Source organism: Arthrobacter sp. AL05, assembly GCF_029960715.1.
GTDB lineage: Bacteria > Actinomycetota > Actinomycetes > Actinomycetales > Micrococcaceae > Arthrobacter.
The window spans coordinates 76,733-101,809 of the sequence record NZ_JASBRC010000001.1 but is presented as its reverse complement, the minus strand read 5'-3'; the positions used below and the strand labels follow the sequence as shown (position 1 = coordinate 101,809).

Here is a 25,077-nt window from a genome sequence, read left to right as displayed (position 1 = left end):
GTTACCTGCGTGAAACACAAGCCGCCAGCCATCGGGTCACCCTATGGCTGGCACTCGTTAGCGTCCCGTTGTGCGATAGGAACGGACTGAGTAGCTTGGACCTATGCAGATATCCAGCCGTGATGCGGCTCACATACAGGGCAGTTTCCTGGTCCTGAAGAGCCCGGCCATTGGCGGCGTTCCCGCCCAGCGGCTTCCCGACGTCGTGGAGACGGTGTCCGCGATGCTCGCTGACATTGAGGCCAACGGAATGGACGCCGTGCTTAAGTACGCTCGGCACCTCGACGGATGGCAGGGCTCCAACCTTGAACTTAGCCAGGCCGCTCTGGCTAAAACCGGCGACGGGCTCTCTACGGAACTGCGGGAGGCCCTGGTGGCCAGCGCAGAGCGGACCCGGCTATTTGCGGTGGAGCAGCGCGAACACCTCAGTGATTTTGAAACCGAGCTGCTCCCCGGCGTTTTTGTCGGCCAGAAGTACGTCCCCGTGGGGCGCGTTGGAGCGTATCTCCCCGCGGGAAGGTTCCCCATCCTGGCCAGTGCCTTTATGACGGTTGGGGTCGCCAAGGCGGCCGGCGTTCGCAACGTCGTGGCCTGCACCCCGCCTGCCGGGCCCGACGGCGGGAACCCCGCCGTCCTCTATGCCGCCTATCTGGCCGGCGTGGACCGGGCCTTCGCCCTCGGGGGTGTGCAAGCCATGGCCGCCATGGCCTTCGGGCTCCTGGACGAACAGCCAGCGGACATACTTGTCGGTGCCGGCAACGCCTACGTCACCGAGGCCAAGCGGCAACTCTTCGGTCGAGTCGGTATTGACCTGCTGGCGGGCCCGTCGGAAGTCGCCGTGATCGCCGACGAAACCGCCGACGCAGAGCTGGTTGCCGCCGATCTCCTCGGCCAGGCCGAACATGGCCCGCAGTCACCGGCGTCCCTGGTCACCACCTCACGCGAGCTGGGCGAAGAGGTGATCCGGCAGATCGACAAACAACTGCGGACGCTGGCCACCCGCGACATCGCCGGGCCGGCCTGGCGGGACTACGGCACCGTCTACGTGGCTGAAGACCGGGCAACGGCGGTGGAGATTATGGACCTCCTGGCGCCGGAGCACCTGGAAATCCAGACCGCCGACGACGCGTACTATCACGGGAACCTGCGCAACTACGGCTCCATCTTCCTGGGGCCATGGTCCACCGTGGCCTACTCGGACAAGGGCTCGTCCGGCACAAACCACGTACTTCCCACCGGCGGCGGTGCCCGGTCATCCGCCGGGCTCTCCGTGGCGCGCTTCCTCAAACCGCTCACTTTCCAGCGGGTCGAAAAAGACGCAACCCCGCGTCTGGCCAACTACGTCACAACGATTTCGGACGCCGAAGGCATGGCAGCCCACAAGGCCACCGCCACACTCCGCCTCGACCGCTTCATCCGATAGACAACAATCTCTAACAAAGGCCCGTCATGACTAAGACAAAAACGCTCCGCACCCGATTCGCCGCCCTCGTGCCGATGGGTGTTGCAGTCGCCCTGGCCATGACCGCCTGCGGCTCAACAGGCGGCGCAAGCAGCGGGGGTGGCACCGACCAAAAGACCATCACCATCGCGACGTCCAACGATGCGCCATTCTCTTTTACCGACCAGGCCAGCGGAGAGCTCAAAGGCATCGATGGGGACATGATCAATGCCATCGCCGAAGCCAAAGGCTGGAAGGTCAAGGTCTTCACCTCCGAGTTCGCTACGCTGATCGCGGCGCTTAATGCCAAGAAGGCGGACGTGATCGTCGACGCCATGTACATCACCGATGACCGCAAGAAACAAATCAACTTCACCGATCCCTGGTACACCGAGGGTGAAGCCATGGTGGTCCCCTCCGATTCAACCCTTACCTCACGCGACGATGTAAAGGGAAAGGTCCTCGGCGCCCAGACCGGCACCGTATTCAAGGACCTGGTGGACAGCCTCGGTGGCAGCCAGGTTAAGCTTTTCGACTCGCAGGCAGCCCTGCTCGCCGCCGTGGAGAACAAGCAGGTTGATGCTGTTTTCACCGACAGTGCAGTGATCGGCTACAGCCTGGTCCAGAAGCCGAACCCGAAGCTGAAGCTCGTCTCCCCGTACAAGCCGTTCTACCCGGGCATCATCGGCGCCGGCGTCCGCAAGGATGATACCCAGTTGCTGGCGGACCTGAATTCCGGACTGGCAGATCTCAAGAAGACCCCCAAGTACCTTGAGATCCTCAAGAAGTACGGCCTGGACGACTCGAACATGAGCAAATAACTTTCAGAATCACGCAGGGGCGGCGGCATCCCCAACACTGCCCGCCGCCCCTGGCCGACCCTCATTTAGGGATTCCAAGTGGACTTTATTAACAACACCTTCGCCGTGTTCCCAGCCCTCCTTCAGGCGGTTCCCGTTGTCATTCAACTGGCCCTCGGCGCCATGGTCCTGGCCCTCGTGCTCGGCCTGCTGGTGGCCCTGGCACGCATTTCCTCGCTCAAGATCCTTCGCGCAATCGCCACCGTCTACCTCGAGGTCATCCGCGGCACTCCGCTGCTGGTCCAGCTGGTCTACATCTTCTTTGTGCTCCCCAGCATCGGCGTCAGCATTGAGCCCGTGCCGGCCGGCATCCTCGGACTTGGGCTGAACTACGCTGCCTACCTGTCCGAGGTTTTCCGGTCCGCGATCCTGTCCGTGGAGCACGGCCAGACCGAGGCTGCGCTGTCCCTTGGGTACACCCCCAGCAAAACGCTGTGGAAGGTGGTTATTCCCCAGTCTTTCGTGGTCTCCATGGGGCCGATCGGCAACTACTTCATCGCCATGATCAAGGACACGGCACTGACCTCGGTGATTGCAGTGACCGAGATCCTGAAGACGGCCAACATCCTCAACAGCCAGACCTTCCAGACCACGGCCATCTACACCGCCGCGGCCATACTTTATCTGATTATCAGCCTTCCACTCTCGCGCGTTGTGGTAGTGCTTGAACGAAAGGCACGGGCCAATGGCTGACGAGACCATTATTGATGTCCGGGACGTCCACAAGACCTTCGTCTCGGAGACCAAGCCGAACCTGTGGCAGCGGCTCAGGGGCAAGCCCCACGTGCAGAAAAGGGTCGAAGTGCTCAAGGGCGTGGATCTCGTGGTTCACCGCGGCGAGACGATCGCCATCCTGGGGTCAAGTGGATCCGGCAAAAGTACCTTGCTGCGCTGCATGAATAAGCTCGAGACGATTGATGCCGGCCGTATCTACGTCAACGGACACCTGATCGGCTACGACGAACGCAACGGGGAACTGGTCGCCGAGAAAGCATCCATCACGGCCCAAAAACGGACCGACATTGGCTTCGTATTCCAGCATTTCAACCTGTTCCTGAACAAGACGGCCTTGGGAAATGTCATGGCGCCCCTCCGGGACGTCAAGAAGCTCTCAGCGGTCGAGGCCCGGGCGATCGCTGTCCCCAACCTGGAAATGGTGGGTCTGGGCGAGAAGATGGACAACTATCCCAGCAAGCTTTCAGGCGGCCAGAAGCAGCGGGTTGCGATTGCCCGTGCCCTCGCCATGGATCCTGCCGTGATGCTCTTCGATGAGCCGACCTCGGCGCTGGATCCCGAGCTGGTGGGGGAGGTCCTCGCTGTCATCAAGAAGATCGCCCAGCAGGGAACCACCATGGTGATCGTGACCCACGAGATGCAATTCGCCCGGGACATTGCGGACCGAATTGTCGTGATGGACCAGGGCGTCATCGTGGAGGAGGGGCCGCCGGCCCGTATTTTCACTGACCCGCAACATCCGAAAACCCGGGCGCTCCTGAGCCGCTCGGGCATCCTGCCAGCCTAGGCACTGCCCGCAGCGGGGCAGGCGAACACCCGGGAGCGGGTACGTTTCCCGGGCATCCGCCTGCCCAGCTGCGGGACAAGGCCTTCATTCCCGGCCCCCGTTCAGGCTCCGTGGGTAGAATCGGGGGCAGAACATCGCACCAACGACGCCGGAACACCGCGGAATACGGAGATTTAATGTCACGATGGCTCGAGGCTGGCCCGGACAACTACGTCCTGACCACCCAAGGTTCCCTGCTCAACACAGGCCTGGTGGTCGGCTCTGAACGAGCCCTGGTGATCGACACCGGCAGCGGACCCCGGCAGGGACGCGAGATCCTTGACGCCGTGCGGGAAAAGACACAGTTGCCGCTTGTTGTTGTCAACACGCACGCCCATCATGATCACTTCTTCGGCAACGCCGTGTTCGCCGAAGCTGGCGCGACAGAGTTCTGGGCGCATGAGAACTGTGCTGCGGAAATCGCCGAGAACGGCGGCAGCCAGCGCCGCGCGGTTGTTGCCGGCGAGCCGGAAATGGCTGCCGGCGAGGGCGGCAACACCGAAATCGTCGTTCCCAACGCCATCGTTAAGGATCAGCCGGTCCTGCTGGACCTCGGCGGCCAAAGCGTTACGTTCTTCTACCTCGGGTGCGGTCATACGGACGGCGACCTGCTGGTGGGAACGGCCACCACACTTTACGCCGGTGACCTTGTGGAGCACGGCTCGCAGCCTTCTTTTGAGGATTCCTACCCGGAGGAGTGGGCCGACGCCCTCCGCCATCTCTCGGCGCTGCGCCACCGCTATGAGTTCCTGATCCCTGGCCACGGCGAGCCGTGCAGCGACCAGTTCGTCAAGACCATGGCCAACACCATGACCACGGCGGTGCGGCAGGCCACCCAGGCGACCCGGGAGACGCCGGACGACGCCACCAAGGCCATCCCCATCCTGCCCTACGGGCCGGTGCAGTCCCGCTGGTTCATCAGGCGCCTGCAGGAGACCCGGGCGCGCCGCTGAGCCTGCTGCCCGGGACCGCTATTGGCAGGGGCACCCGGGACAGCGCCTAGAATTGGGGTTGAACCAATTCAAACGAGCACCGCAGCGGTCTGCGCTGTGAGTCCCAGGGGGGACCAATATGCCCGATCCGGTGGACAACAACACAGCCAAGGCCGGCGCGCAGGTAGAACAACCCGAACTTCGTCGCCGGCGTGACCGCCGCCGCGGCGGGGACTCCGACGCCCGGACAGGAACCATGCCAATCACCACCTCTGACCCCGTCGAGAGCGAAGCGGCCCGTCCGCTGCGCCGTAATTCCTGGGCTGAGGCCGCGGAAGCGGCCGACGAACGACAAGCCGCCACGGTTGCCGTTCCCGTCATCCGGGAGGTCCCCTCCGCGCCCGAGCCGCCAGCAGTCCCGCCGGCGTCGGCCGCCTCCGATGCCAACCCGCCGGCAGATCCGGACGGCGAGGCGTTGGAAGACCCGGCGTCCGAGCCGCGCTCCTTCCCCGCGTCGCGCCGGTCGGCGTTTCCGGCGGCGCCGGAAGGTGCCCCTGCCGTGCCGGCCCTCCCCAGCCGGGCCACTCGCTCTGCCAGCCGGGCTGCCGCCCTGAGCGCGCCCGCCCCCGATTTCATTAGTTCCCCGGGGCTCTTTGTCCGCGAGCAGAAGCCACGCCCGGTCGGCGGACTCCGCGGTGCCCTCTACGCCCTGACCGGCGGCGGCGTGAACCTGGGTCCGAGCGCACGCCAGCGCGAAGAAGACGAGCTGGCGAGGCGCATCTCCCGGCAGCTCCAGGGCAGTTACAACACGGCCGTCCTGAGCCTGAAGGGCGGCATCGGCAAGACCTCCACGACCGTGGGCGTCGGGCTGACCCTGGCTGAGTTCCGCGGCGACCCGCCGTGTGCCATCGACGCCAACCCTGACTCCGGGGACCTCGTGGAGCGCGCCCTCGGCGAGGGCATCTATCAGCAGCAGAGCCCGCGAACCATCACAGACCTGCTGAAGAACATCGAATCAATTGATTCCCTCACGGCCCTGGCCCGGTACATGCATCATGCGGGCCGGTTGCACCTGATTGCCGGTGAACAGGACCCCGAGGTTTCCGACTCCCTGACCGCCGAGGAATACCTGCAGATCCGCAAACTCATCTCCGGGTACTACTCGGTGGCCCTGACCGACTGCGGAACCGGCGTCACGCACAACGCCATGAGCGGCATCCTGCAGTCGGCGGACAACCTGATCATCGCGGCAGGCTACGCCGTCAGCGGCGCCAAGCGCGCGCGCAGCACCCTGCACTGGCTCGCCGACCACGGCTACGAAGAACTGGCCCGCAACGCCATCGTGGTCATCACGGACAAGGACGAGGTCTCCTCCCGGGTAGACAAGGACGCGATCGAGGACCACCTGTCCGGCATTTGCCGCCAGCTGATCGCCGTGCCGCATGATCGCGGCGTGGCCGACGGCGACCTTGTCACCCTCGATGTGCTCCGCCCGGAAACCCGGCGCGCTTACCGTGAAATCGCTGCGGCAATCGTGGACGGCTACCTCTAGGCTTTGGACGGCGGGGCCAGCTAAGTTGTTTCGCCCCGGGGACCGGCTTAGATTGAGGCATGACTAACAACGTCGGGGACGAAGCCGCCCTGCAGCTGCAGGACCTTCTGATGGGAACGGAGAACGTCGAGGATTTCCTCGGCCGCCTCGCGGAATTCTCGGCGGCCACACTCAGCCACGCCGCAGGCGCCGGGATCGAATGCGGCGTGACACTGCAGCGCCGCAAGAAGACCATGACGGTGGCGGGGAGCAGCCCCCGGGCGGTGGTCCTGGACCGGATCGAACAAAGCATGGGCGATGGCCCGTGCATCGAAGCCCTGCGGACACGCTCCGTGACTCTGCTGGCCGACGTCGCCACCGATCCGCGGTGGCCCGGCTACCAGCTGGAGCTCGCGGCGCAAGGCTGCCGCAGTGTCCTGGGGGTGCCCCTGGAAATCGGCGAGGATGCGGCTGCCGCCCTGAACTTCTTCGGCTCAAGTACCGGGCTTTTCACGGCGGAAATTATTGCCGAAGCGTCCGGCTTCGCCGACCTCGCCGGCCGCTCCCTCCGCTTGGCTGTCCGGATCGGCACGGCGCAGTCCCGGGCCGAGGACCTCAAAGCCGCCATGGAGCACCGCACCTCCATCGATCTCGCCTGCGGCGTCGTGATGGCCCAGAACCGCTGTTCCCAGGAGGAAGCGATGGGCATCCTGACCAAGGTTTCCAGCAACCGGAACCAGAAGCTCCGCGACATCGCGGCCGGGGTGCTCCGGAACCTCACCGGCGGGGAAGTCCGAACCCACTTCGAGGCCTGAGCTGCCAGGACCGCAGCCAGTCCTAGGATGAAGGGGATGACCACGCATACCGCCCCCTTCAGTCTCCGCAGCATCGCCGTCCCGGCCTTCGGCCCGGCCCTGCTGTTCAGCATCGGCGAGGGAGCGATCCTGCCCGTTGTGGCGCTGTCGGCCCGCGACCTCGGTGCTTCGGTGGCCGTCGCCGCCTTGGTGGTCACCCTGATCGGCCTCGGCTCTTGGCTCTTCAACCTCCCCGCCTCGTTCATCACCCTGAAGTTCGGCGAACGCTGGGCCATTGTCGGCGCCGCGGCCGCGGCCGCCGTCGCCCTTGCCGCCGCGGCACTGGCTCCCGGGATGCCCGGGAGGCTCTGGTTGCTCGCTGGTGCGATGCTCGTCGTTGGTATGGCGGCGAGCGTCTTCGCACTGGCCCGGCAGAAGTACCTGACCGAGGCGGTACCGGTGCTGCTCAGGGCGCGTGCCCTATCCACGCTCGGCGGCGTCAACCGGGTTGGCATCTTTATCGGACCCTTCATCGGCGCTGCAGTGATGCAGTTCGCCGGCATCACCGGCGCCTACTGGGTCGGAGTTGTGGCGATGGCCGCGGCCGCGGCCCTGTCGGTGACCATCCCGGACCTTGTGGCCACGCCGGCGGTGGACGGTGTCCCCGTCCGGCAGGCGACGCTGCGCAGTGTGGCCGTCTCCCACGCCGGGGTTTTCCTGACCGTCGGCATGGGCGTGCTGCTGCTCAGTGCGCTGCGGGCGTCCCGGCAGGTGGTGGTCCCGCTCTGGGCCGAGCACCTCGGGATGGACGCGACCCAGGCGTCGCTGATCTACGGACTCTCCGGTGCCATCGACATGCTGGTCTTCTACCCGGCGGGCAAACTCATGGACCGCAAGGGACGGCAGTGGGTCGCTGTTCCCTCTACCCTCATCATGGGCGCGGCCATGCTGCTGATCCCGCTTAGCTCCGGCTTTGTGGGGCTGCTGCTCGCGGCTCTGCTGATCGGTTTTGGCAACGGGATCAGTTCGGGCCTGAACATGACGCTGGGGGCGGACTTCTCACCGGACAACGGCCGCGGACAGTTCCTGGGCATCTGGCGGTTTATGGCCGACGCCGGCGCCACCGGCGGCCCGGTGCTGCTCTCAGGCGTTACCGCGCTGGCCTCGCTCGGGGCCGGGGTAGCCGCCACCGGAGTGCTCGGCTTCGCGGCAGCTGCGGTCTTCGCCGTTACCATCCCCCGGCTCAAGCACCGGCGCAACTACTGAAGCTACTGGCACCGCGGCGCCGGAGCCCAACTAGCTCGCAGTAAACGTCGTTTTCAGCGCTCAAAACGACCTTTGCTGCGAGCTAGTTGGGGTGCACATGTCGCGGGGCCTCAGCGCAACGGTGCGCTCCGCCGTCGTGCAGCGTGCCCAAACAGCCACACCCCGGCGACCGTGGCCAAGTAGCCGGAAATGACAATCAGTGACGTGCCGGCCCAGAAATAGTTTGTGGTGCTGCTTTCCTGGCCCGGGCCGGGCGCAATCCTCAGCAACGAGTAGCTGGCCACCGCCGCCGCGGCGAGCCCGCCCAGCGCCGGCAGCGCCAGCCACAGCCGCGAGGAGGCCCAGAATATCCCGTAGCCGTCCCAGACGTTCCAGCGCGGCCCGTTGCGGATAATCAGCCAGCCTGCGGGGAGCATAAACACCGCCACGACCAGGAAGGCCGCCACCACGTCAGCGGGACGGTGCCACTGGTTGATCAGGGTGGACACCCCCGTGGCGACGGCGAAGCTGCCGCCGAGGAAACCAGCCAGCGGCCGCCAGCGCGGCGATACCATCAGGAACACGGCGGCCGCAGCGGATGCCGCCAGGGTGGTGTGCCCGGAAGGCAGGGAATTCAGTTCCAGGGTTTCGATCCCGCGGAAGGGCCGGACCGGAACGATGCTTTTCAGGACCTGGGTAGCCACGTTGGCGCCAACGCAGGCTGCCACGGCGATCCCAGCGGCTGCCCAGCGCCGCTTCAGCACGGTGACAACGAGGACCACCACCGTGGCGATCAGCAAGGACAGTGCCGGCAGCCAGTCCAGGAACCTGGTGGCGGCCTTGCCTGCCGCGCCGTGGATATCCCCGGCCTCCACCAGGGCAGACTCGTCAATGAACTGGCCCGTGGTGGTCCGGACAAAGAAATAGTACGTTGCGGCGAGGGCCGCCATGCTGCCGAGGACGGCCAGCAGGAACAGGAACCCCGTTGCCCGGCCCGGGGTCCCTTCAGGAACCCGAGGTGCGGCAGAGCGCGGCCGCGGGTACCCCGAAGCCGGATCCATGCTTGTGCGTTCCTGCCGAAAACTCATGACTATCAGAATCCCATAAATCCCTGCGAAGTATCTGGGACCACCGGCGTGGACCCGCGCGGGACCCCCGGTACAGTAAATTCATGCCCACCCCATCAGTACCGCCGCTGCACGTTCCCGGAGGCCACGGCCCTGCTGAGACGGTGCGGCTCCCGCAACTGGACGAGCTCCTCGCCGGCGCCCATGTGGTGAGCCTGCCCATGCGGGTGAAGTTCCGCGGCATCCTCCAGCGCGAGGCCCTGCTGCTGGATGGCCCGCTGGGCTGGGCCGAATTCTGCCCCTTCCCCGAATACGGCGACTTGGAGGCCTCCCGCTGGCTCCTCGCCGCCATCGAAGCCGGGTGGGAGGGTTTCCCGGCGCCGCTGCGGACCAGCATCCCCGTCAATGCCACGGTCCCCGCCATCGCAGCGGACCGGGTACCGGACATTCTGGCCCGCTTTGGCCGGGTGGACGCCGTCAAAATTAAGGTCGCCGAACCAGGGCAGACCCTGGCGGACGATGCTGCCCGGGTGGACGCCGTCCGCGAGGCGCTCCCGGGTGCGGCCATCCGGGTCGACGCTAACGGCGGTTGGGATGTACCTGCTGCCGTGGCGGCCTTGACGCGGCTGTCCGCCGTCGGACTGGAATACGCCGAACAGCCCGTGCCGGATATCGCCGGCCTCGCCGAGGTCCGCCGGCGCCTGCGCGCCAGCGGACTTCCGGTGCTGATCGCCGCGGACGAAAGCGTGCGCAAGGAAGAGGACCCGCTCAAGGTGGCCCGTGCCGGTGCCGCGGACCTGATCGTCGTGAAGGTGGCGCCGCTGGGGGGAGTACGGCGTGCGCTGGAGATCGTGGCGCAGGCCGGGCTGCCCGCCGTCGTCAGCTCGGCGCTGGACACCTCGGTGGGAATCCGCGCCGGGCTGGCGCTTGCCGCCGCGCTTCCGGAGCTTCCATACGCCTGCGGGCTGGGAACCGTGACCCTGCTGGCCGCCGACGTCACCCGGGATCCGCTGATCCCCGACGACGGCGCCATCACCCTCCGCGAGGTCACCGCCGACCCGGACCTGCTGGCGGAGTACGCCGCCGCGCCGGAGCGCCGCGACTGGTGGCTGGACCGCCTGCGCCGGGTCCACACGCTCCTTTCGGACCGGGGCCGGCCGCAGGTTCACCGGAACGTCACCTAGCAGACGCCTTGAGGTCGTGTTGGGCTGGAAGGGTGGACGGGATCACAGCCACCCCCTCGGAAGGTCGCCCCCATGTCTGTTTCCTCCGGACGCACGTTTTCCCTACTCCCGATGCTCGGCCACACCAAAGGCAAACGCAGCGCCGTCACCTGCGCGCTGAAATGCGACAACGCCTGTTCGGGTGAAGTGTGCAACACCAGCTCGAACAGCTACTTCCGCGACATTGCCTCCGCCACCATGTCCCGCCGCGCCGCACTGGGCTTCGGTGCCGCCGGCGCCTTGGCGATCGCCTTCGGCGGGGCCCTCGGCTCACCGGAGTCCGCAGTGGCCGACGGCGGCCCCGGACTGGCCGCCGCCGCGAAGGACGGCTTCGGGAAGTCCAAGCTGAAGTTCACCGCGATCGCCCCCGTTGATGCCGCCGTCGACGCCTTCACCGTGCCGGAAGGCTTCGGCTGGCAGCCGATCATCCGCTGGGGTGACCCGTTGTTCAACGATGCTCCGGCGTTTGATCTGAATGGCCAGACCGCGGCCGCCCAGGCCCGCCAGTTCGGCTACAACAACGACTACACCGACATCCTGCCGCTGGAGGGTTCCAAGGACCGCCGAGCAGTGCTCTTCACAAACCACGAATACACCAACGAGTCGATCATGTTCCCGGCGTCCCTGCCCGCGGCTGAGGGACGCGCCATCGGCCGCGCCGCCCACGGCCTGACCGTCGTCGAGCTGGAACGCAAAAACAAGAACAAGCCGTGGAGCTACGTCAAGGGCGCCAAGCTCAACCGGCGCTACCTCTCCGACACCGCCTACGAACTCACCGGACCCGTCGCCGGTTCCCCGTTGGTCCGCACCGTGGCCGATCCCGCCGGCCGTTCCATCCTGGGCACGCTGGGGAACTGCTCCGGCGGCACCACGCCGTGGGGCACCATCCTCTCCGGTGAGGAGAACTTCAACGGCTACTTCGTCTCTGCCGGCACCTCGGACTCGGACAAGCGCTACGGGTTGACCAGCAAGCCCACCGCCCGCCAGTGGGAACTCGACGATCCCCGCTTCGACGCCCGCACCCCCGGCTTCGAAAACGAGACCAACCGCTTCGGCTGGATCGTCGAAGTCGACCCCCTTGATCCCACGTCGACGCCGAAGAAGCACTCCGCCCTGGGCCGCTTCAAGCACGAAGGGGCCAACGTCATTGTGGCCAAGTCCGGCCATGTAGTGGCCTACATGGGAGACGATGAACGTTTCGACTACCTCTACAAGTTCGTTTCTGCGCAGAAGTACGTTGAAGGCAACCGCAAGCACAACATGACCCTGCTCTCCGCCGGGGACCTCTACGTTGCCAAGTTCACTGGCGACTCCCCGGCCGGGGAGATCGACGGCTCGGGCAAGCTCCCCACGGACGGCGCCTTCGATGGATCCGGCCAGTGGCTGCCGCTGGTGGTCGGCGGCAAATCGATGGTCGCGGGCATGAGCGTCGAGGAAGTCCTGGTCTACACCCGCCTGGCGGCTGACAAGGTCGGACCTACCAAAATGGACCGCTGCGAGGACGTCCAGCCGAGCCTGCACACCGGCAAGGTCTACGTGGCCTGCACGAACAACACGGACCGCGGCAAGGCCGGCAAGGAAGGCGCCACCGAACCCAACCCGCGCAACCTCAACCGCGACGGCCACATCGTGGAAATCACCGAACGCGGCGACCAGACCTCCACGGGCTTTGACTGGAACCTGCTGTTGGTCTGCGGCGATCCGGCCCAGAATAAGTCCGCCTACTTCAGCGGCTTCCCGGCGGACCAGGTCTCGCCGATTTCCTGCCCGGATAACCTGGCGTTCGACTCCGTCGGCAACCTGTGGATCTCCACCGACGGCGCGCCGTCCACCACGGGCCAGGCCGACGGGCTGTTCAAGGTCACCCTCGACGGCGCCGAACGCGGTCGGGTGGAGCAGTTCCTGGCTGTGCCGCGGGACGCCGAGACCTGCGGCCCCATCGTCCACGATGAAGAGCGCACCGTGTTCGTCGCCGTACAGCACCCGGGCGAGGACGGCTCGTTCGAGGCGCAGAACTCGTTCTTCCCGGACTATGTTGCTGCCGGTACATCGCCCAAGCCTGGCCAGGTGCGCGCCCCGCGCCCCTCCGTGGTCCAGGTCTTCCGTACCCACGACTGACCGCCCCATCCCCTCCCGACGCTCCCGCAGGTTAGGCGGGTTTCGGGCGGACGCTCCCGCACCTTTCGCGGGCATTGAGTCGACGCTCCCTCACGTTGCGCCTTCGGGCGGCCGGACGTGAGGGAGCGTTTGCTGTTTGGGCGCCGGACGTGAGGGAGCGTTTGCTGTTTGGGCGCAGGAGCTGAGGGAGCGTCGGGGGTGTGGAGGAACTGATAATTTGAACAGTGTGAATAATCCGGCCGAAATGGTTGTCCCCAGAGTCCAGGCAGCAATTGCCAGCGCGTTCGGCGAAGAGTACCGCGGCACGGATCCGGTGGTCAGGCCCTCACAATTCGCGGACATCCAGATCAACGCGGCCATGGCGCTGGCCAAGAGGGTCGGCATGCCGCCGCGCGAGGCCGCTGCGAAGATCGTCGACGCACTGGACCTGGACGGGATCTGCACGGCGACCGAGATCTCCGGACCCGGCTTTATCAACCTCACCTTCGACGGCACCTGGATCGAAGAGCTGCTAAACGCCGAGTCTGCCGGCACCCCGGACGTGCCGGCCGCGGCGGCCCGGCGCGTCGTCGTCGACTATTCTTCCCCGAACGTCGCCAAGGAAATGCACGTCGGCCACCTGCGGACCACTGTGGTGGGGGACAGCCTGGTGAAGGTCTTCGAAGCGCTAGGGGACACCGTCATCCGGCAGAACCACATTGGCGACTGGGGCACGCCGTTCGGGATGCTGATCGAACACTGGCTGGAGATCGGCGAGGACTCCCCGGCGGCCGCGCTGCTGGTCGATGACCCCAGCGCCTTCTACCAGGCCGCCCGCGCCAAGTTCGATGCCTCCGCCGCCGAGGAGGGCGGCTTCGCGACCCGCGCGCGGCTCCGGGTGGTGGCACTCCAGGGCGGCGACGAGGAAACCTTCGCCGTCTGGCAGCGCCTCGTGGCCCAGTCCAAGCGCTACTTCAACGCCATCTACTCGGTGCTGGGCATCAGCCTCACGGACGACCACATCGCGGGCGAAAGCTCCTACGATGCGCACTTGGCACAGTTGTGCCGGGAACTTGAGGACCGCGGCCTTGCCCGGATCAGCGACGGCGCGCTGTGCACCTTCCCGGCGGGCTTCACCGGCCGTGACGGGGAGCCCATGCCGCTTATCATCCGGAAGTCCGACGGCGGCTACGGTTACGGCACAACGGACCTTGCCACGATCCGCTACCGGGTCCGCGAGCTTGCGGCAGACCGCGTCCTGTACGTCGTGGGCGCGCCGCAGAACATGCACCTGCGTATGGTCATGGCCACTGCCCGCGACGCCGGCTGGCTGCCCGACACGGTTGAGGCCGTGCACGTCCAAATCGGCAACGTGCTGGGGGAGGACGGGAAGATCCTGAAGTCCCGCTCCGGCGCCCCGGTCAAACTAATGGCCTTGCTGGCGGAAGCGGTAGACCGCGCCCGCGCCGTCATCGACGCCAGCCGGCCGGAGCTCACCGAGTCCGAACGCGCCCTGACCGCCCGTCAGGTGGGTATCGGCGCGGTCAAGTACGCGGACCTCTCCGTGGGCCACGACACCGAGTACGTCTTTGACTTCGACCGGATGCTGGCCCTCAGCGGCAACACCGGCCCTTACGTGCAGTACGCCGCCGCCAGGATCCGTTCGATCCTGCGCAAGGCCGGCGTCCTCGAGCAGTACGCCGTCACCAACACCGGCACCGGCACCGATACCGACGGCGGAACGACGGCCACCCCGATCGCCGTCGTCGAGCCCGCCGAACGAGCACTTGCCCTGCACCTACTCGAATACAGTGCCGCGCTGCACAAGGTTCGTGAGGTACTGGAACCGCACCGGCTGTGCACCTACCTGTTCGAGCTCGCGCAGCTCTTCACCACCTTCTACGACCAGTGCCCGGTGCTAAAATCCGAGGACTCGGTGCGCGAGTCCCGCCTGGCCCTGTGCGCCGTGGTCCTGGGCCGCCTGTCCGAGGGCCTGGACTTGCTGGGCATCGAGACGCCGGAGAACATGTGAACCCGGACGAACTGACGGCGCTGGATTCCGCCCGGATCGCTGTCGCTGCACTCCTGCTCGAAGGGGTCCGCTACGTGGTGGTGGCGCCGGGCTCGCGCTCCGCACCAATGGCCTACGCCCTGGCCGAGGCAGACGCGGCGGGGCGGGTGGAGCTGCTGGTCCGGATCGATGAGCGCGACGCCGGCTTCACGGCGCTCGGGCTGGCCCTCGCCACCGGCGCACCCGCGGCCGTGCTCACCACGTCCGGAACCGCCGTCGGCAATCTCCTGCCGGCCGTGATGGAGGCAAACCACGCAGCCGTCCCCCTGGTGGTGATTTCCGCCGACCGTCCCGTGGAACTCCGCGGGACCGGCGCCAACCAAACCACCGCGCAACTGGACCTCTTCGGCGAGCATGTCCGCTTCGCCGCGGACGTGCCCGCCGGCGACGACCCGCGGCGCGCCGTCGAGACCGCCCTCAGCGCCGCCACGGGAGCCTTTGCGGACGCCCCGCCCGGACCGGTGCAGCTCAACCTGGCCTTCCGTGACCCCTTGGTTCCGGCTCCGGGCGACAGCCTGCCGCCCGAGTCCGGCCGCCGGGTATACCGGGCACCCCGCGGCCCGCTGGCCCTCGATTTCCCCCCGGTCGCTGACAACCTGCCCGAACGGCGGACAGTGGTGCTCGCCGGGCACGACGCCGGCCCGGTGGCCGAAGCCTTTGCCCGCGCCCATGGCCTGCCGCTGCTGGCAGAGCCGTCCTCCAATGCCCGGTTCGGACCAAACGCGGTGGGGCCCTACCGGCTCCTGCTGGCGGCTTTTGGCCCGGACTCCGGGCAGCCCATCGAGCGGGTGGTGCTCTTCGGCCGGCCGACCCTCTCGCGGCCGGTCAGCGAGTTGCTGGCCCGCGCGGACGTCCCTTCTGCCCTGTACCAACCGGTTCCGGTGGCCTGGTACGAGCCCGGCCGCCGAACCGAACTTCCACTCGAGACCCTGGCGGACCTGGCCGAGTTTGCCGGCCGGGGCTCCTCCGCCTGGCTGGATGCCTGGCTGCTGGCCGGGGCCGCCGCCCAACACGCCGTCGACCTGGTCCTGTCCGGATCCGCCGCTGCCACCGGTCCCGCCGTCGGCGCGCTGGTCTGGGAGCATTCGCGCGGACAGCTTATGCTCGGCTCCTCCAACGGCATCCGCGACGTCGACCTCGCCGGCGCGCCTGCCCCCGAGCCCGGTGCCACGGTCTACGCCAACCGCGGCCTCGCCGGAATCGACGGCACGGTGGCCACGGCCACTGGCATTGCCGTGGGCGGAATGCAGGCCACCACGGTGCTGCTGGGTGATGTTACGTTCCTGCACGACGCCGGCGGGTTGCTGCTCGGCGCAGGGGAAGAGGAGCCTGCGCTGCGGATCGTGGTCCTTAACGACGCCGGCGGGGCCATTTTCGGGCTGCTGGAACACGGCGCCGTCGAAGCCGCGGGCCGCTACGGCACCGCCGTCGAACGCCTATTCGGTACTCCGCACAGCGTGGACATCGCCGCACTGGCGGCCGCTTACGGAGTTGCACACCGTTCAGTCAGTACGACGGCGGAACTCGCCCGGGCGCTGGCCGAGCCGTGGGCGGGCCGGGTCATCATCGAGGTGCGCACGGACCGTCGCGGACTGCGGGAGCTGCACACACGCATCAGGGCCGCAGTGGGCGACGCGGTGGTAGGAGTGATCGCCGCGGAATAGGCGGGCGGCCGTCGCGGCCGGACTGAAATGCGTCAGGCGGGACGCCCCGCGCTGCGACGGCAACGGCGATGCCTTACGACGCGGAAAAGTCCCGTCGCTTCCCAATTCCGGTAGCGACGGGACTTTTGCGCAACGTGGGGCGAAATCCCGGACGGGCCGCCTAGAGGACCCGGCTGAGGAACTCCTTGGTGCGCGGGTGCTGCGGGTTGGCGAGGATCTCGCGGGGGTCTCCCGTTTCCACCACAACACCGGCGTCCATAAACGTCAAGCGGTCGCCGACTTCGCGGGCGAAGCCGATTTCGTGAGTCACCACGATCATTGTTATGCCTGACTTGGCAAGGTCCTTCATGACCTCCAGCACGTCGCCCACGAGCTCGGGGTCCAACGCGGACGTGGGCTCATCGAACAGCATCAGCTGGGGGTCCATCGCCAGGGCCCGGGCGATTGCCACCCGCTGCTGCTGGCCGCCCGAGAGCTGGGACGGATAGTGGCCCGAATGGTCCGCAAGGCCCACGCGATCCAGCAGTTCCATCGCCCGCTTTCGCGCGGAATCCCGGGACTGGCCCTTGACCTGGACCGGCGCCTCCATGACGTTGTAGAGGGCGGTTTTGTGCGGGAACAGGTTGAAGCGCTGGAACACCATGCCGATCTCGCGGCGCTGGGCCGCGATCTGCTTGGTTTTGAGGTCGTGGAGCCGGCCGTTGACTTCGCGGTAGCCGATCAGGTTCCCACCCACGGAGATACGGCCCGCGCTGATGGTCTCCAGCAGGTTCACGCACCTCAGCATGGTGGATTTGCCGGAACCGGACGGGCCGATGACCACTGACACCTCGCCTTGGTTCACCTCCAGGTCAATGCCGCGCAGCACGTGGTGCTGGCCGTAGAACTTATGGAGGCCTTCGATCCGCACCAGCGGTTCCTTGGTGGCCGTCGTCATTTTGCCTCCTCCTCGGGAATGTCCTTCTTCAAGGCCGGCTTGGCCGCGCCGCTTGGCGCACCGGCTCCGGCGGCCTTTGCTGCCGCCGGGTTGATGGCGGCCGGGGCAAGGTTGTCCACGCCCTTGCCGTAGTAGGCCTCGATGAAGTGCTGGCCAACCATCAGCAGGCTGGTGATCACCAGGTACCAGATAGCCGCCACAATCAGCAGCGGCACCGGAAGATAGGTCCGGTTGGCCAGGGTATTCGTGGCAAATGTCAGGTCCAGGGTGAACGGCACGGCCAGGACGAGAGAGGTCGTCTTAAGCATGCCGATCGTTTCATTGCCGGTGGGTGGCACAATCACCCGCATGGCCTGCGGCAGGATGATCCGCCACATGATCTTGGTCTTGCCCATGCCCAGGGCCTCAGCGGCTTCCGCCTGGCCGCGGTCCACTGACTTGAGGCCGGCCCGGAAGATTTCCGCCAGGTAGGCTGACTCGTTCAGGCCCAGGCCCAGGATGGCCGCGACAGTGACAGTGATGACAGTGCTGGTGTCCACGCTGAACCACTCGGGTCCGAACGGGATGCCGGCGGTGATCTTGGGATACAGGACGGAGATCAGGCCCCAGAAGACCAATTGGGTGTAGACCGGAGTGCCCCGGAAGAACCAGACCCAGGCCCAGCTGGACCAGCGGAAGACCGGGTTCTCCGACTGGCGCATAAAGGCCAGCAGGATGGCAAGGATGATCGCCAGGACCATGGAGGCCACTGTGAGCACCAGCGTCCAGCCGATGCCCTGCACTACCTTGATATCCAGGATGTAGGTCCCTACGATATCCCAGCGGAAGTTGCTGTTGGTGACCAGGCTCTGCAGGAACAGGGCGAGGACGGCGAGGATGATGATGGCGCTGATCCAGCGGCCCGGATGCCGAACGGGCACCGGATGGTTCAGTATTACCGGGGCGTCGAGATCTTCGTGCCTACTGCCCAGCTGCGCGCCTGGGGTGTGGCCGGTTGCGGGAAGACTCACGAGCCGGCCGCCGGGTTGACCTCTGACTTGGTGATGGCGCCTTCGGCGTTGCCCCAGCCTTCGAGGATCTTCTTGTACGAGCCGTTCTCGATGAGCTGGGCGACGGTCTTCTGGATGACCTCGGCCAGGGCCATGTCCGACTTGGCCACTGCGATCCCCTGCGGCGCGGCGTCATAGACGTCACCGATCTTTTCGATCTGGCCGTTGGTCTGGGTGACGGCGTAGCCAGTGATCGGCGAATCGGCTGCCATCGCATCGACGCTGCCGTTGACCAGCCGTGTGGTGATGTCCGTCTGGTTCTTCAGCGTCACGACGTTGATGGGCTGCTTGCCGTCCGCTGCGCACTTTTTGTTACGGTCCGACAGGTCCGGATCTTCCTGGACGGTACCGGTCTGCACGCCGACGGACTTGCCGCAAAGATCATCCAGCGAGACTTTCTTCGGGTTGCCCTTCTGCACGGCCCAAGCGGTACCGGCGTTGAAGTAGCTGACCATGTTGACAGCGCCGAGTCGCTCCGGGTTGATCGTGAAGGAGGAGATGCCGAGGTCGTACTTCGGGCCGAGGGCCGGGAGGATGCCGGTGAATTCGGACGTCTGGACCTGGACCTTCAGGCCCAGGGTGGCGCCGATTGCCTTGGCAATGTCGACGTCGTAACCTACCGCGGTCTGGCCGTCGTTGCCGAGGAATTCCGCGGGGGCGTAGGTGGTGTCCGAGCCCACGGTCAGTGTGCCCTTGGACTTGATCGCCTCAGGGACCATGGCCGCCAGGGCGTCGTCCTTTTTGACAGTGGTGGGGTCGAAGCTTTCCTTGGCACTGCCGGACGCGGACGGCCCGCCGGTGGTGCCGGTCTCGGAGGCATTGGTGCAGGCCGTCAAGGCCAATGCGCTCACCGCGAGGACCGTGGCGGCCTTCAGTGCGGGGTTGCTCAGGAGTGAACGGGAGATCTGCATTTGATTACCTTTTTGTTGCTGGAGGGGTACGTAAAGAGGCCGGGTTATAGTGTAACGCCGAACATGAGATGTGCATCACAGGAAACTAAGTTTCACTATTGGATAACTAAACGAGACCCAAAAGCAAGATTCCCAACGCCAGATCTGTCTGTAATCCCGGATTTTTGCCGACCGGAACGCCGCCGTCGCCCGGTCGCTGCGCGCCGGTCGCTGTGCAGAGTCGCCGCGCGGCGTCTAGCTGCCGATGCCGAGCGACTCCAGCATGGGACGGAACTTCGCCCAGGTTTCGGCGAGCTCCATGTCCGGAACGGAGCCCTCTACAATCCCACAGCCGGCATAGAGCCGGACCGTCGCCGGGGACTCAATGACGGCGCCGCGCAGCGCGATGCCCCATTCGCCGTTGCCGGCCGCATCGAGCCAGCCGACCGGCCCGGCATAAGGACCGCGGTCCAGGTGCTCAAGTTTGCGGATCAGGGCGCCGGCCACGGTTGTCGGCGTGCCGCAGACCGCCGCCGTCGGGTGCAGCGCATTGATCAGGGCGAGGCTGGTGGGCACATGGCCCTCCACCTCGGCCAGCTCCGCTTTCACATCCGAGGCCAGGTGCCAGACGTTCGGCAGTTCCAGGATAAACGGTTCGCTGTGCGCGTTCATGGCCTCGGAGAAGGGGGCCAGCTGGGTGGTGAGCGACTGGATGGCGATGTCGTGTTCGTGCCGCTGTTTCTCGGATCCGGCCAGCACCCGCTCGGCGAACTCCAGCGGCGAGCCGGCCATCCCGTCGGCGTCGCGGCGGTCCAGGGTGCCGGCCAGGACGCGGGCCTGCGCGGTGCGGCCCTCCACCTGGATCAGCATCTCCGGGGTGGCACCCACCAGTCCGTCCACACCGTAGGTCCAGCATTCGCGGTACCGGACGGCGAGTTGGCGCAGGATCTCGGCGGCACTCACACCGGCAGGAACGGTGGCGACAATGTCGCGGGCCAGCACAAGCTTCTCCAGCGCTCCGGTGCGGATCTCCGCCACACCGGCCGCCACGGCCGTCATCCATTCGGCCTCGCTCAGCGATCCGGTGCTCAGCGTCGCCTCAACCGGCGCGGCGTCTGCTCCGGCAGCTGTTGCCGGCACGACGACGGGCGCACCGAGCCAGCGCTCCAGCGCGGCGCGTGCGCCGGCCTCGGTGAGGTCGGCGTCGTCGAACGTCAACTGCGTCAGCCAGGCCTTGCCGTCGCGCAGTCCCACAACGATTTCGGGCACAATCAGCCGTGAGGCGTGCGCGGAGGTTTTGGAGAAAGCGAAGGAGCCGAAAGCGACGGGACCGGTGCCGGGCCATTCCACCCGGTCCTCGATTTCGGCCTCGATGACCAGGTGGCGCCACCAGATGTCCGCCTCGAGGAATCGCTCCGGGCCCGTGGCGGTAAACCGGGCCACCTCGCCGAAACCAACGAGTCCGGCTTCGCGCCGCGTCCAGCAGAGCAGGTCATCCCGGACCATCAGCGACGGTACGCCCCCGGGGAATGATGCTGCATCGAGGGGGACTGTCAAGGTTCGGAACGTGCTCGTCATAGTGAGACAACACTACTCCCGCCTCCGCCGGGGGCCCTGTTCAGGGCGTGGTTAGTGGGTGTGCCGAACATTTGAGACAATGTCAGAGTGAACCGAGCATCCTTGGATAAGCGTCCGGACGAAGTAGCCACAATGTTTGACGACGTCGCGCCCAAATACGACGTCGTTAACGATGTCCTGTCGATGGGGCAGACCCGGCGTTGGCGCAAGATTGTCGTCGAGGCCATGGGTGTGAAGGCGGGCCACCGGGTGCTTGATCTCGCAGCCGGCACGGGCACCTCCAGCGAACCGTATGCCGACTCCGGCATCGACGTGATCGCCTGCGACTTCTCGCTCGGCATGCTGAGGGTCGGCAAGCGCCGGCGCCCGGACATCGACTTCATTGCCGGTGACGCCACGCGCCTGCCCTTCGCGGACAACACCTTTGATGCCAGCACCATCTCCTTTGGTCTGCGTAACGTCAACGAGCCGAAAAAGGCCTTGGCCGAGATGCTCCGCGTCACCAAGCCGGGCGGCAAGCTGGTCATCGCCGAGTTCTCCCAGCCTGTTGTCCCGCTGTGGCGCACCATGTACACCGAATACCTGATGCGCGCACTTCCCGCGATCGCCGTCAAGGTTTCCTCCAACCCGGATGCCTACGTCTACCTCGCCGAGTCCATCCGCGCCTGGCCGGACCAGGACCACCTGGCCGCGTGGCTGCAGGAGGCCGGCTGGGACAACGTCACTTACCGCAACCTCAGCGGCGGCATCGTCGCCGTGCACCGGGCCGTTAAGCCCGGCCCTGAAACAGGTCCCGGCGCGGGCGCCGCAGCACTGGCAAACCACACCGGACCCGTGGCGAAGCTGCGCCGCAACACCCGGCCCGCGCGTTAGTTCGCCGCTGCCGTGAAAGTACTGATCGTCGGAGCCGGTCCGGCCGGGTCCACCGCCGCCTACTACCTGGCCCAAGCCGGCATCGACGTCACGGTCCTGGAGAAGACCAGTTTCCCCCGCGAAAAGGTCTGCGGCGACGGGCTCACCCCCCGGGCCGTCCGCGAGATCCAGAAGCTTGGCCTGCCGCACCCCGAAGCGGAGGGCTGGCGCCGCAACAAGGGCCTGCGCCTGCTTGCCGGCGGGCGCAGCATCGAACTTCCCTGGCCCGAGGTCTCCGATTTCCCGCAGTACGGGCTGATCCGGACCCGCCTAGGCTTCGATGAGGAACTGGCCCGGCACGCCCAGTCCGCGGGCGCCGTTGTGCTGGAACGGCACAGTGTCACCGAGGCGCTGCGCTCCGACGACGGCCGCGTCACCGGGGTCCGGGCCGCGCTGCTGGACGATGCCGGGCGCAAGACCGGCGAAACCCGTGACTTCAGCGCCGACGTCGTCCTCGCCGCGGACGGCAACTCCAGCCGCACCGCCGTGTCCCTGGGCATCCGGAAGCGCGATGACCGGCCGCTCGGCGTCGCCGTCCGAACCTACTTCACCAGCCCGCGGCACAACGACGACTGGATGGAAGGCTGGCTGGAGCTTCCGGGGCGCGACGGAAAGCTGCTGCCCGGCTACGGCTGGGTGTTCGGCGTCGGCGACGGCACCTCCAACGTTGGCCTCGGCATCCTGAACTCGTCCAAGGAATTCGGCAGACTGGACTACAAACAGGTGCTGCGCGAATGGACCGCGGGCATGCCCGCGGAGTGGGGATTCACCCCCGAGAACCAAGTGGGCGAGATCCGCGGCGCTGCCCTGCCGATGGGCTTCAACCGCACCCCGCACTACTCGCCGGGGCTGCTCCTGCTCGGCGACGCCGGCGGTGTGGTCTCCCCGTTCAACGGGGAGGGCATTTCCTATGCCATGGAGTCCGCCCGTTTCGCTGCCGAGTTCATCATCGACGCCGCCGCCCGCTCCGCATCAGCCGGCGGGACAGACGCCGACGCGCACCTCGCACGGTATGCGGATTACGTGCGGGACCAGTGGGGTTCGCACTTCACCCTGGGCAGGGCCTTTGCTGCCCTGATCGGCAAGCCGGCTGTGATGAAACTGGCACTGCGGACGGGCATGCCCATCCCTGTCCTGATGCGTTTTGTGGTGCGTTTGCTGGCCAACCTGACCGATCCCGCGGCCAAGGGTTTCGAGGACCGTGCCATCCGGGTCTTGGAATCGCTGGTTCCGGCAACGTCCAACCAAGGCCATTCCGGCGCTGACGCGTCATCGCATTCCAGCGCCAACTCCGCGGATTCCGCAACAAAAGTTAGGGTTAACCCGTGATCAACTCTGCAGACCAAAGCTGGACGCACGCCGGGCACGGCCTGCCGAGCTCGGAACCCGACCTCAACACCACCGCGATCGCCACCGGTTTGCAGCTGCCGGCAGGCTTTGCCGCGATTGCCGGGGACGCCGACCTCGGCCCCGCGATCACCACCAACCTGGCCCGGGTGGAGAAGAAGCTGCGTGAAGCCATTGCCAACTCTGATCCGCTGGCCGATGCAACGTCGCGCCACCTCGTGGAAGCCGGCGGCAAACGGATCCGTCCGCTGCTGACCTTGTTGTGCGCACACCTGGGTGACGCCTCCCGGCCGGCTGTGGTGCAGGCCGCCGTCGTCGTTGAGCTGACCCATCTGGCGACGCTCTACCACGACGATGTGATGGACTCCGCGCCGTTCCGCCGCGGGGCCCCCACCGCGCATGAGGTCTGGGGCAACTCCGTCGCCGTGCTGACCGGCGACCTGATCTTTGCCCGCGCGTCCATCCTGGTCTCCGAACTTGGATCCAGGGCGCTCGGCATCCAGGCCCGTACCTTTGAGCGGCTCTGCCTGGGCCAGCTTCACGAAACCGTTGGCCCGCGCCCGGACGAGGACGCCGTGGAGCACTATCTCTCGGTCATCGCGGACAAAACCGGCTCGCTGGTGGCCGCTTCCGGACAGCTGGGCGCGATCTTCTCCGGAGCCGATGAAGCCTACGAGCCGATGCTGGTTGAGTACGGCGAGAAAGTGGGTGTGGCCTTCCAGCTTGCCGACGACGTCATTGACGTCACCGGCGTCAAGGTCAAGTCCGGCAAGTCCCCGGGCACCGACCTGCGCGAGGGTGTGCCGACGCTTCCCGTCCTCCTGCTGCGGAAGGCGGCCGCGAGCGGCGACCAGTCCGCCGTCGAGCTCCTGGAGCTCATCGACGGCGACCTCAGCTCCGATGAGTCCCTCGCGGCGGCGGTCGCCGGCCTCCGGGAACACGCCGTGACGGCGGAATCCTGGGTGGTAGCACGTGCCTGGGCCGACGAGGCGATTGCGGCCCTGGCGCCGCTGCCCGAGGGTGTGGTGAAGAGCTCGCTGGCCAGCTTTGCGCTGGCCGTGGTGGACCGCGCCAGCTGATCGTGCCTACGGCCTGCTGCCTGCTGATCCTGGCTGCCGGCAGCCGCACCCGGGCTGCCCCGGATTAAACGGAATGGCCCCGGTTCCTCACAACGTTTTAGGACAACCGTTGTGCCGAGCCGGGGCCATTTCTCCGTTCGCATCAGATTCACCGGAGGCATTTAGTGAACCCAGAAACGAGCTTATGACAAAAATGTCATGCTGTCTAGCGTGCCTGTAAATCGTTTGTCACGAGATGTTGAGGGCTTGTCCGGGCCGAGGTTCCCCCCTTCAAGCTGGACCGCGGGGGCAAGTGCGGCACGCCGGAAAGTCCTGCCAAAGCTGGGGAGAATTGGCGGCTGGACCGGAACCGGTGCCGCCTAGTCCTCGTCCTCGTCGTTGAAAGCCCACTCGAACATGTCAAAGACGCACTCGGAGAAAGTGCCTTCCTCGCTCTTCCACTGGCCGCGGGCGTTGTTGCGGCGGTACACGATCGGGTCCGGAACGCTGAGGTCGCCGACCCGGAAACCCCAGGTGAACTGTTCCTCCTCGTCCTCAAGGAACATCAGGAAGCCTTCGTCGTCAACTTCGAGCTCTTCGGGGTCCCAGAAATAGTGGTACGCCTCCATGATGTCCTCGCAGCCGCCGACGGCGAGGTAGAACTCCCGAAGGACCAGCGGAACCTGGAACTGGTGCTCGGCGAGGGCCGCATCCACCTCATCGGCCGGGAGGCCATCCTCTTCCTGCCATTCGTCTTCGAGATACTTCGGAACAAGCGCGCGGAACTTCTCGAGGAACATGTCAGTCATGGTTCTTATCC

21 protein-coding genes are annotated in these 25,077 nt (G+C 66.5%); 15 read left to right on the top strand and 6 right to left on the bottom strand.

All coding sequences use genetic code 11. The features are described 5' to 3' along the window. The first annotated feature begins 103 nt into the window (after positions 1-103). From hisD to QK287_RS00420, 8 genes are all read left to right on the top strand, one after another. Positions 104-1,423 (top strand): histidinol dehydrogenase, encoded by a 1,320-nt coding sequence (hisD, locus tag QK287_RS00455; protein ID WP_226775724.1) that lies wholly within the window; start codon positions 104-106, stop codon positions 1,421-1,423. A gap of 26 nt (positions 1,424-1,449) precedes the next feature. Then, positions 1,450-2,262, top strand: a complete 813-nt coding sequence (locus tag QK287_RS00450) for an ABC transporter substrate-binding protein (RefSeq protein ID WP_282358590.1) — start codon at positions 1,450-1,452, stop codon at positions 2,260-2,262. Between the two features lie 78 nt (positions 2,263-2,340). Next, positions 2,341-2,994 carry an amino acid ABC transporter permease gene (locus QK287_RS00445; protein ID WP_226775722.1) on the top strand — a complete coding sequence of 218 codons (654 nt, stop codon included), beginning with the start codon at positions 2,341-2,343 and terminating at the stop codon, positions 2,992-2,994. Then, the gene (locus tag QK287_RS00440; RefSeq protein ID WP_226775721.1) at positions 2,987-3,823 is read left to right on the top strand and encodes an amino acid ABC transporter ATP-binding protein; all 837 of its coding nucleotides are present in this window, start codon (positions 2,987-2,989) and stop codon (positions 3,821-3,823) included. The genes QK287_RS00445 and QK287_RS00440 overlap by 8 nt, the downstream gene beginning before the upstream one ends. A gap of 176 nt (positions 3,824-3,999) precedes the next feature. Beyond that, positions 4,000-4,815 (top strand): MBL fold metallo-hydrolase, encoded by an 816-nt coding sequence (locus tag QK287_RS00435; RefSeq protein WP_226775720.1) that lies wholly within the window; start codon positions 4,000-4,002, stop codon positions 4,813-4,815. Between the two features lie 118 nt (positions 4,816-4,933). Further along, positions 4,934-6,346 (top strand): MinD/ParA family protein, encoded by a 1,413-nt coding sequence (locus QK287_RS00430; RefSeq protein ID WP_226775719.1) that lies wholly within the window; start codon positions 4,934-4,936, stop codon positions 6,344-6,346. Positions 6,347-6,405: 59 nt separating this feature from the next. Continuing rightward, complete coding sequence (locus QK287_RS00425; protein ID WP_226775718.1) at positions 6,406-7,140, top strand: GAF and ANTAR domain-containing protein; 735 nt, start codon at positions 6,406-6,408, stop codon at positions 7,138-7,140. Between the two features lie 36 nt (positions 7,141-7,176). Further along, entirely contained in the window at positions 7,177-8,385 is a 1,209-nt protein-coding gene (locus QK287_RS00420; protein ID WP_282358589.1) for an MFS transporter, read from the top strand. A 110-nt stretch (positions 8,386-8,495) separates the two neighbouring features. Here QK287_RS00420 and QK287_RS00415 read toward each other — a convergent pair whose 3' ends face one another. Beyond that, complete coding sequence (locus tag QK287_RS00415; RefSeq protein WP_282358588.1) at positions 8,496-9,452, bottom strand: phosphatase PAP2 family protein; 957 nt, start codon at positions 9,450-9,452, stop codon at positions 8,496-8,498. Positions 9,453-9,535: 83 nt separating this feature from the next. Here QK287_RS00415 and QK287_RS00410 point away from each other — a divergent pair, with 83 nt between their 5' ends. The 4 genes from QK287_RS00410 (at position 9,536) to menD (ending at position 16,486) form a co-directional block, all read left to right on the top strand. Further along, complete coding sequence (locus tag QK287_RS00410) at positions 9,536-10,615, top strand: o-succinylbenzoate synthase (RefSeq protein WP_282358587.1); 1,080 nt, start codon at positions 9,536-9,538, stop codon at positions 10,613-10,615. Positions 10,616-10,687: 72 nt separating this feature from the next. Further along, complete coding sequence (locus QK287_RS00405; RefSeq protein WP_282358586.1) at positions 10,688-12,772, top strand: PhoX family phosphatase; 2,085 nt, start codon at positions 10,688-10,690, stop codon at positions 12,770-12,772. A gap of 244 nt (positions 12,773-13,016) precedes the next feature. Continuing rightward, positions 13,017-14,783, top strand: coding sequence for an arginine--tRNA ligase (gene argS / locus QK287_RS00400; protein ID WP_226775713.1), 1,767 nt, complete (start codon positions 13,017-13,019; stop codon positions 14,781-14,783). Then, the gene (gene menD / locus QK287_RS00395; protein ID WP_282358584.1) at positions 14,780-16,486 is read left to right on the top strand and encodes a 2-succinyl-5-enolpyruvyl-6-hydroxy-3-cyclohexene-1-carboxylic-acid synthase; all 1,707 of its coding nucleotides are present in this window, start codon (positions 14,780-14,782) and stop codon (positions 16,484-16,486) included. Before argS ends, menD begins: the two co-directional genes overlap by 4 nt. A gap of 160 nt (positions 16,487-16,646) precedes the next feature. On the opposite strand, the gene QK287_RS00390 is transcribed toward menD, so the two are convergent. The 4 genes from QK287_RS00390 to QK287_RS00375 all read right to left on the bottom strand — a co-directional run bounded on the left by QK287_RS00390 (position 16,647) and on the right by QK287_RS00375 (position 20,940). Beyond that, a complete protein-coding gene (locus tag QK287_RS00390) occupies positions 16,647-17,423 on the bottom strand; it encodes an amino acid ABC transporter ATP-binding protein (protein ID WP_282358583.1) in 777 nt (258 codons plus the stop codon). Beyond that, complete coding sequence (locus QK287_RS00385) at positions 17,420-18,358, bottom strand: amino acid ABC transporter permease (RefSeq protein ID WP_226775734.1); 939 nt, start codon at positions 18,356-18,358, stop codon at positions 17,420-17,422. The genes QK287_RS00390 and QK287_RS00385 overlap by 4 nt, the downstream gene beginning before the upstream one ends. 71 nt (positions 18,359-18,429) lie before the next feature. After that, entirely contained in the window at positions 18,430-19,383 is a 954-nt protein-coding gene (locus QK287_RS00380; RefSeq protein WP_282358582.1) for an ABC transporter substrate-binding protein, read from the bottom strand. Between the two features lie 234 nt (positions 19,384-19,617). Further along, positions 19,618-20,940, bottom strand: a complete 1,323-nt coding sequence (locus tag QK287_RS00375) for an isochorismate synthase (RefSeq protein WP_282358581.1) — start codon at positions 20,938-20,940, stop codon at positions 19,618-19,620. Between the two features lie 87 nt (positions 20,941-21,027). Here QK287_RS00375 and QK287_RS00370 point away from each other — a divergent pair, with 87 nt between their 5' ends. From QK287_RS00370 to QK287_RS00360, 3 genes are read left to right on the top strand one after another with little or no spacing between them, the layout of a single operon-like run. Then, positions 21,028-21,813, top strand: a complete 786-nt coding sequence (locus QK287_RS00370; RefSeq protein WP_226775708.1) for a demethylmenaquinone methyltransferase — start codon at positions 21,028-21,030, stop codon at positions 21,811-21,813. Positions 21,814-21,825: 12 nt separating this feature from the next. Next, positions 21,826-23,181 carry a geranylgeranyl reductase family protein gene (locus tag QK287_RS00365; RefSeq protein ID WP_282358578.1) on the top strand — a complete coding sequence of 452 codons (1,356 nt, stop codon included), beginning with the start codon at positions 21,826-21,828 and terminating at the stop codon, positions 23,179-23,181. Then, on the top strand, positions 23,178-24,278 hold the full coding sequence (locus QK287_RS00360; protein WP_226775705.1) for a polyprenyl synthetase family protein: 1,101 nt from the start codon (positions 23,178-23,180) through the stop codon (positions 24,276-24,278). The genes QK287_RS00365 and QK287_RS00360 overlap by 4 nt, the downstream gene beginning before the upstream one ends. Before the next feature lie 359 nt (positions 24,279-24,637). Here the strand turns inward: QK287_RS00360 and QK287_RS00355 are convergent, their stop codons facing one another. Next, on the bottom strand, positions 24,638-25,066 hold the full coding sequence (locus tag QK287_RS00355) for a hypothetical protein (protein WP_282358576.1): 429 nt from the start codon (positions 25,064-25,066) through the stop codon (positions 24,638-24,640). Positions 25,067-25,077 lie beyond the last annotated feature (11 nt).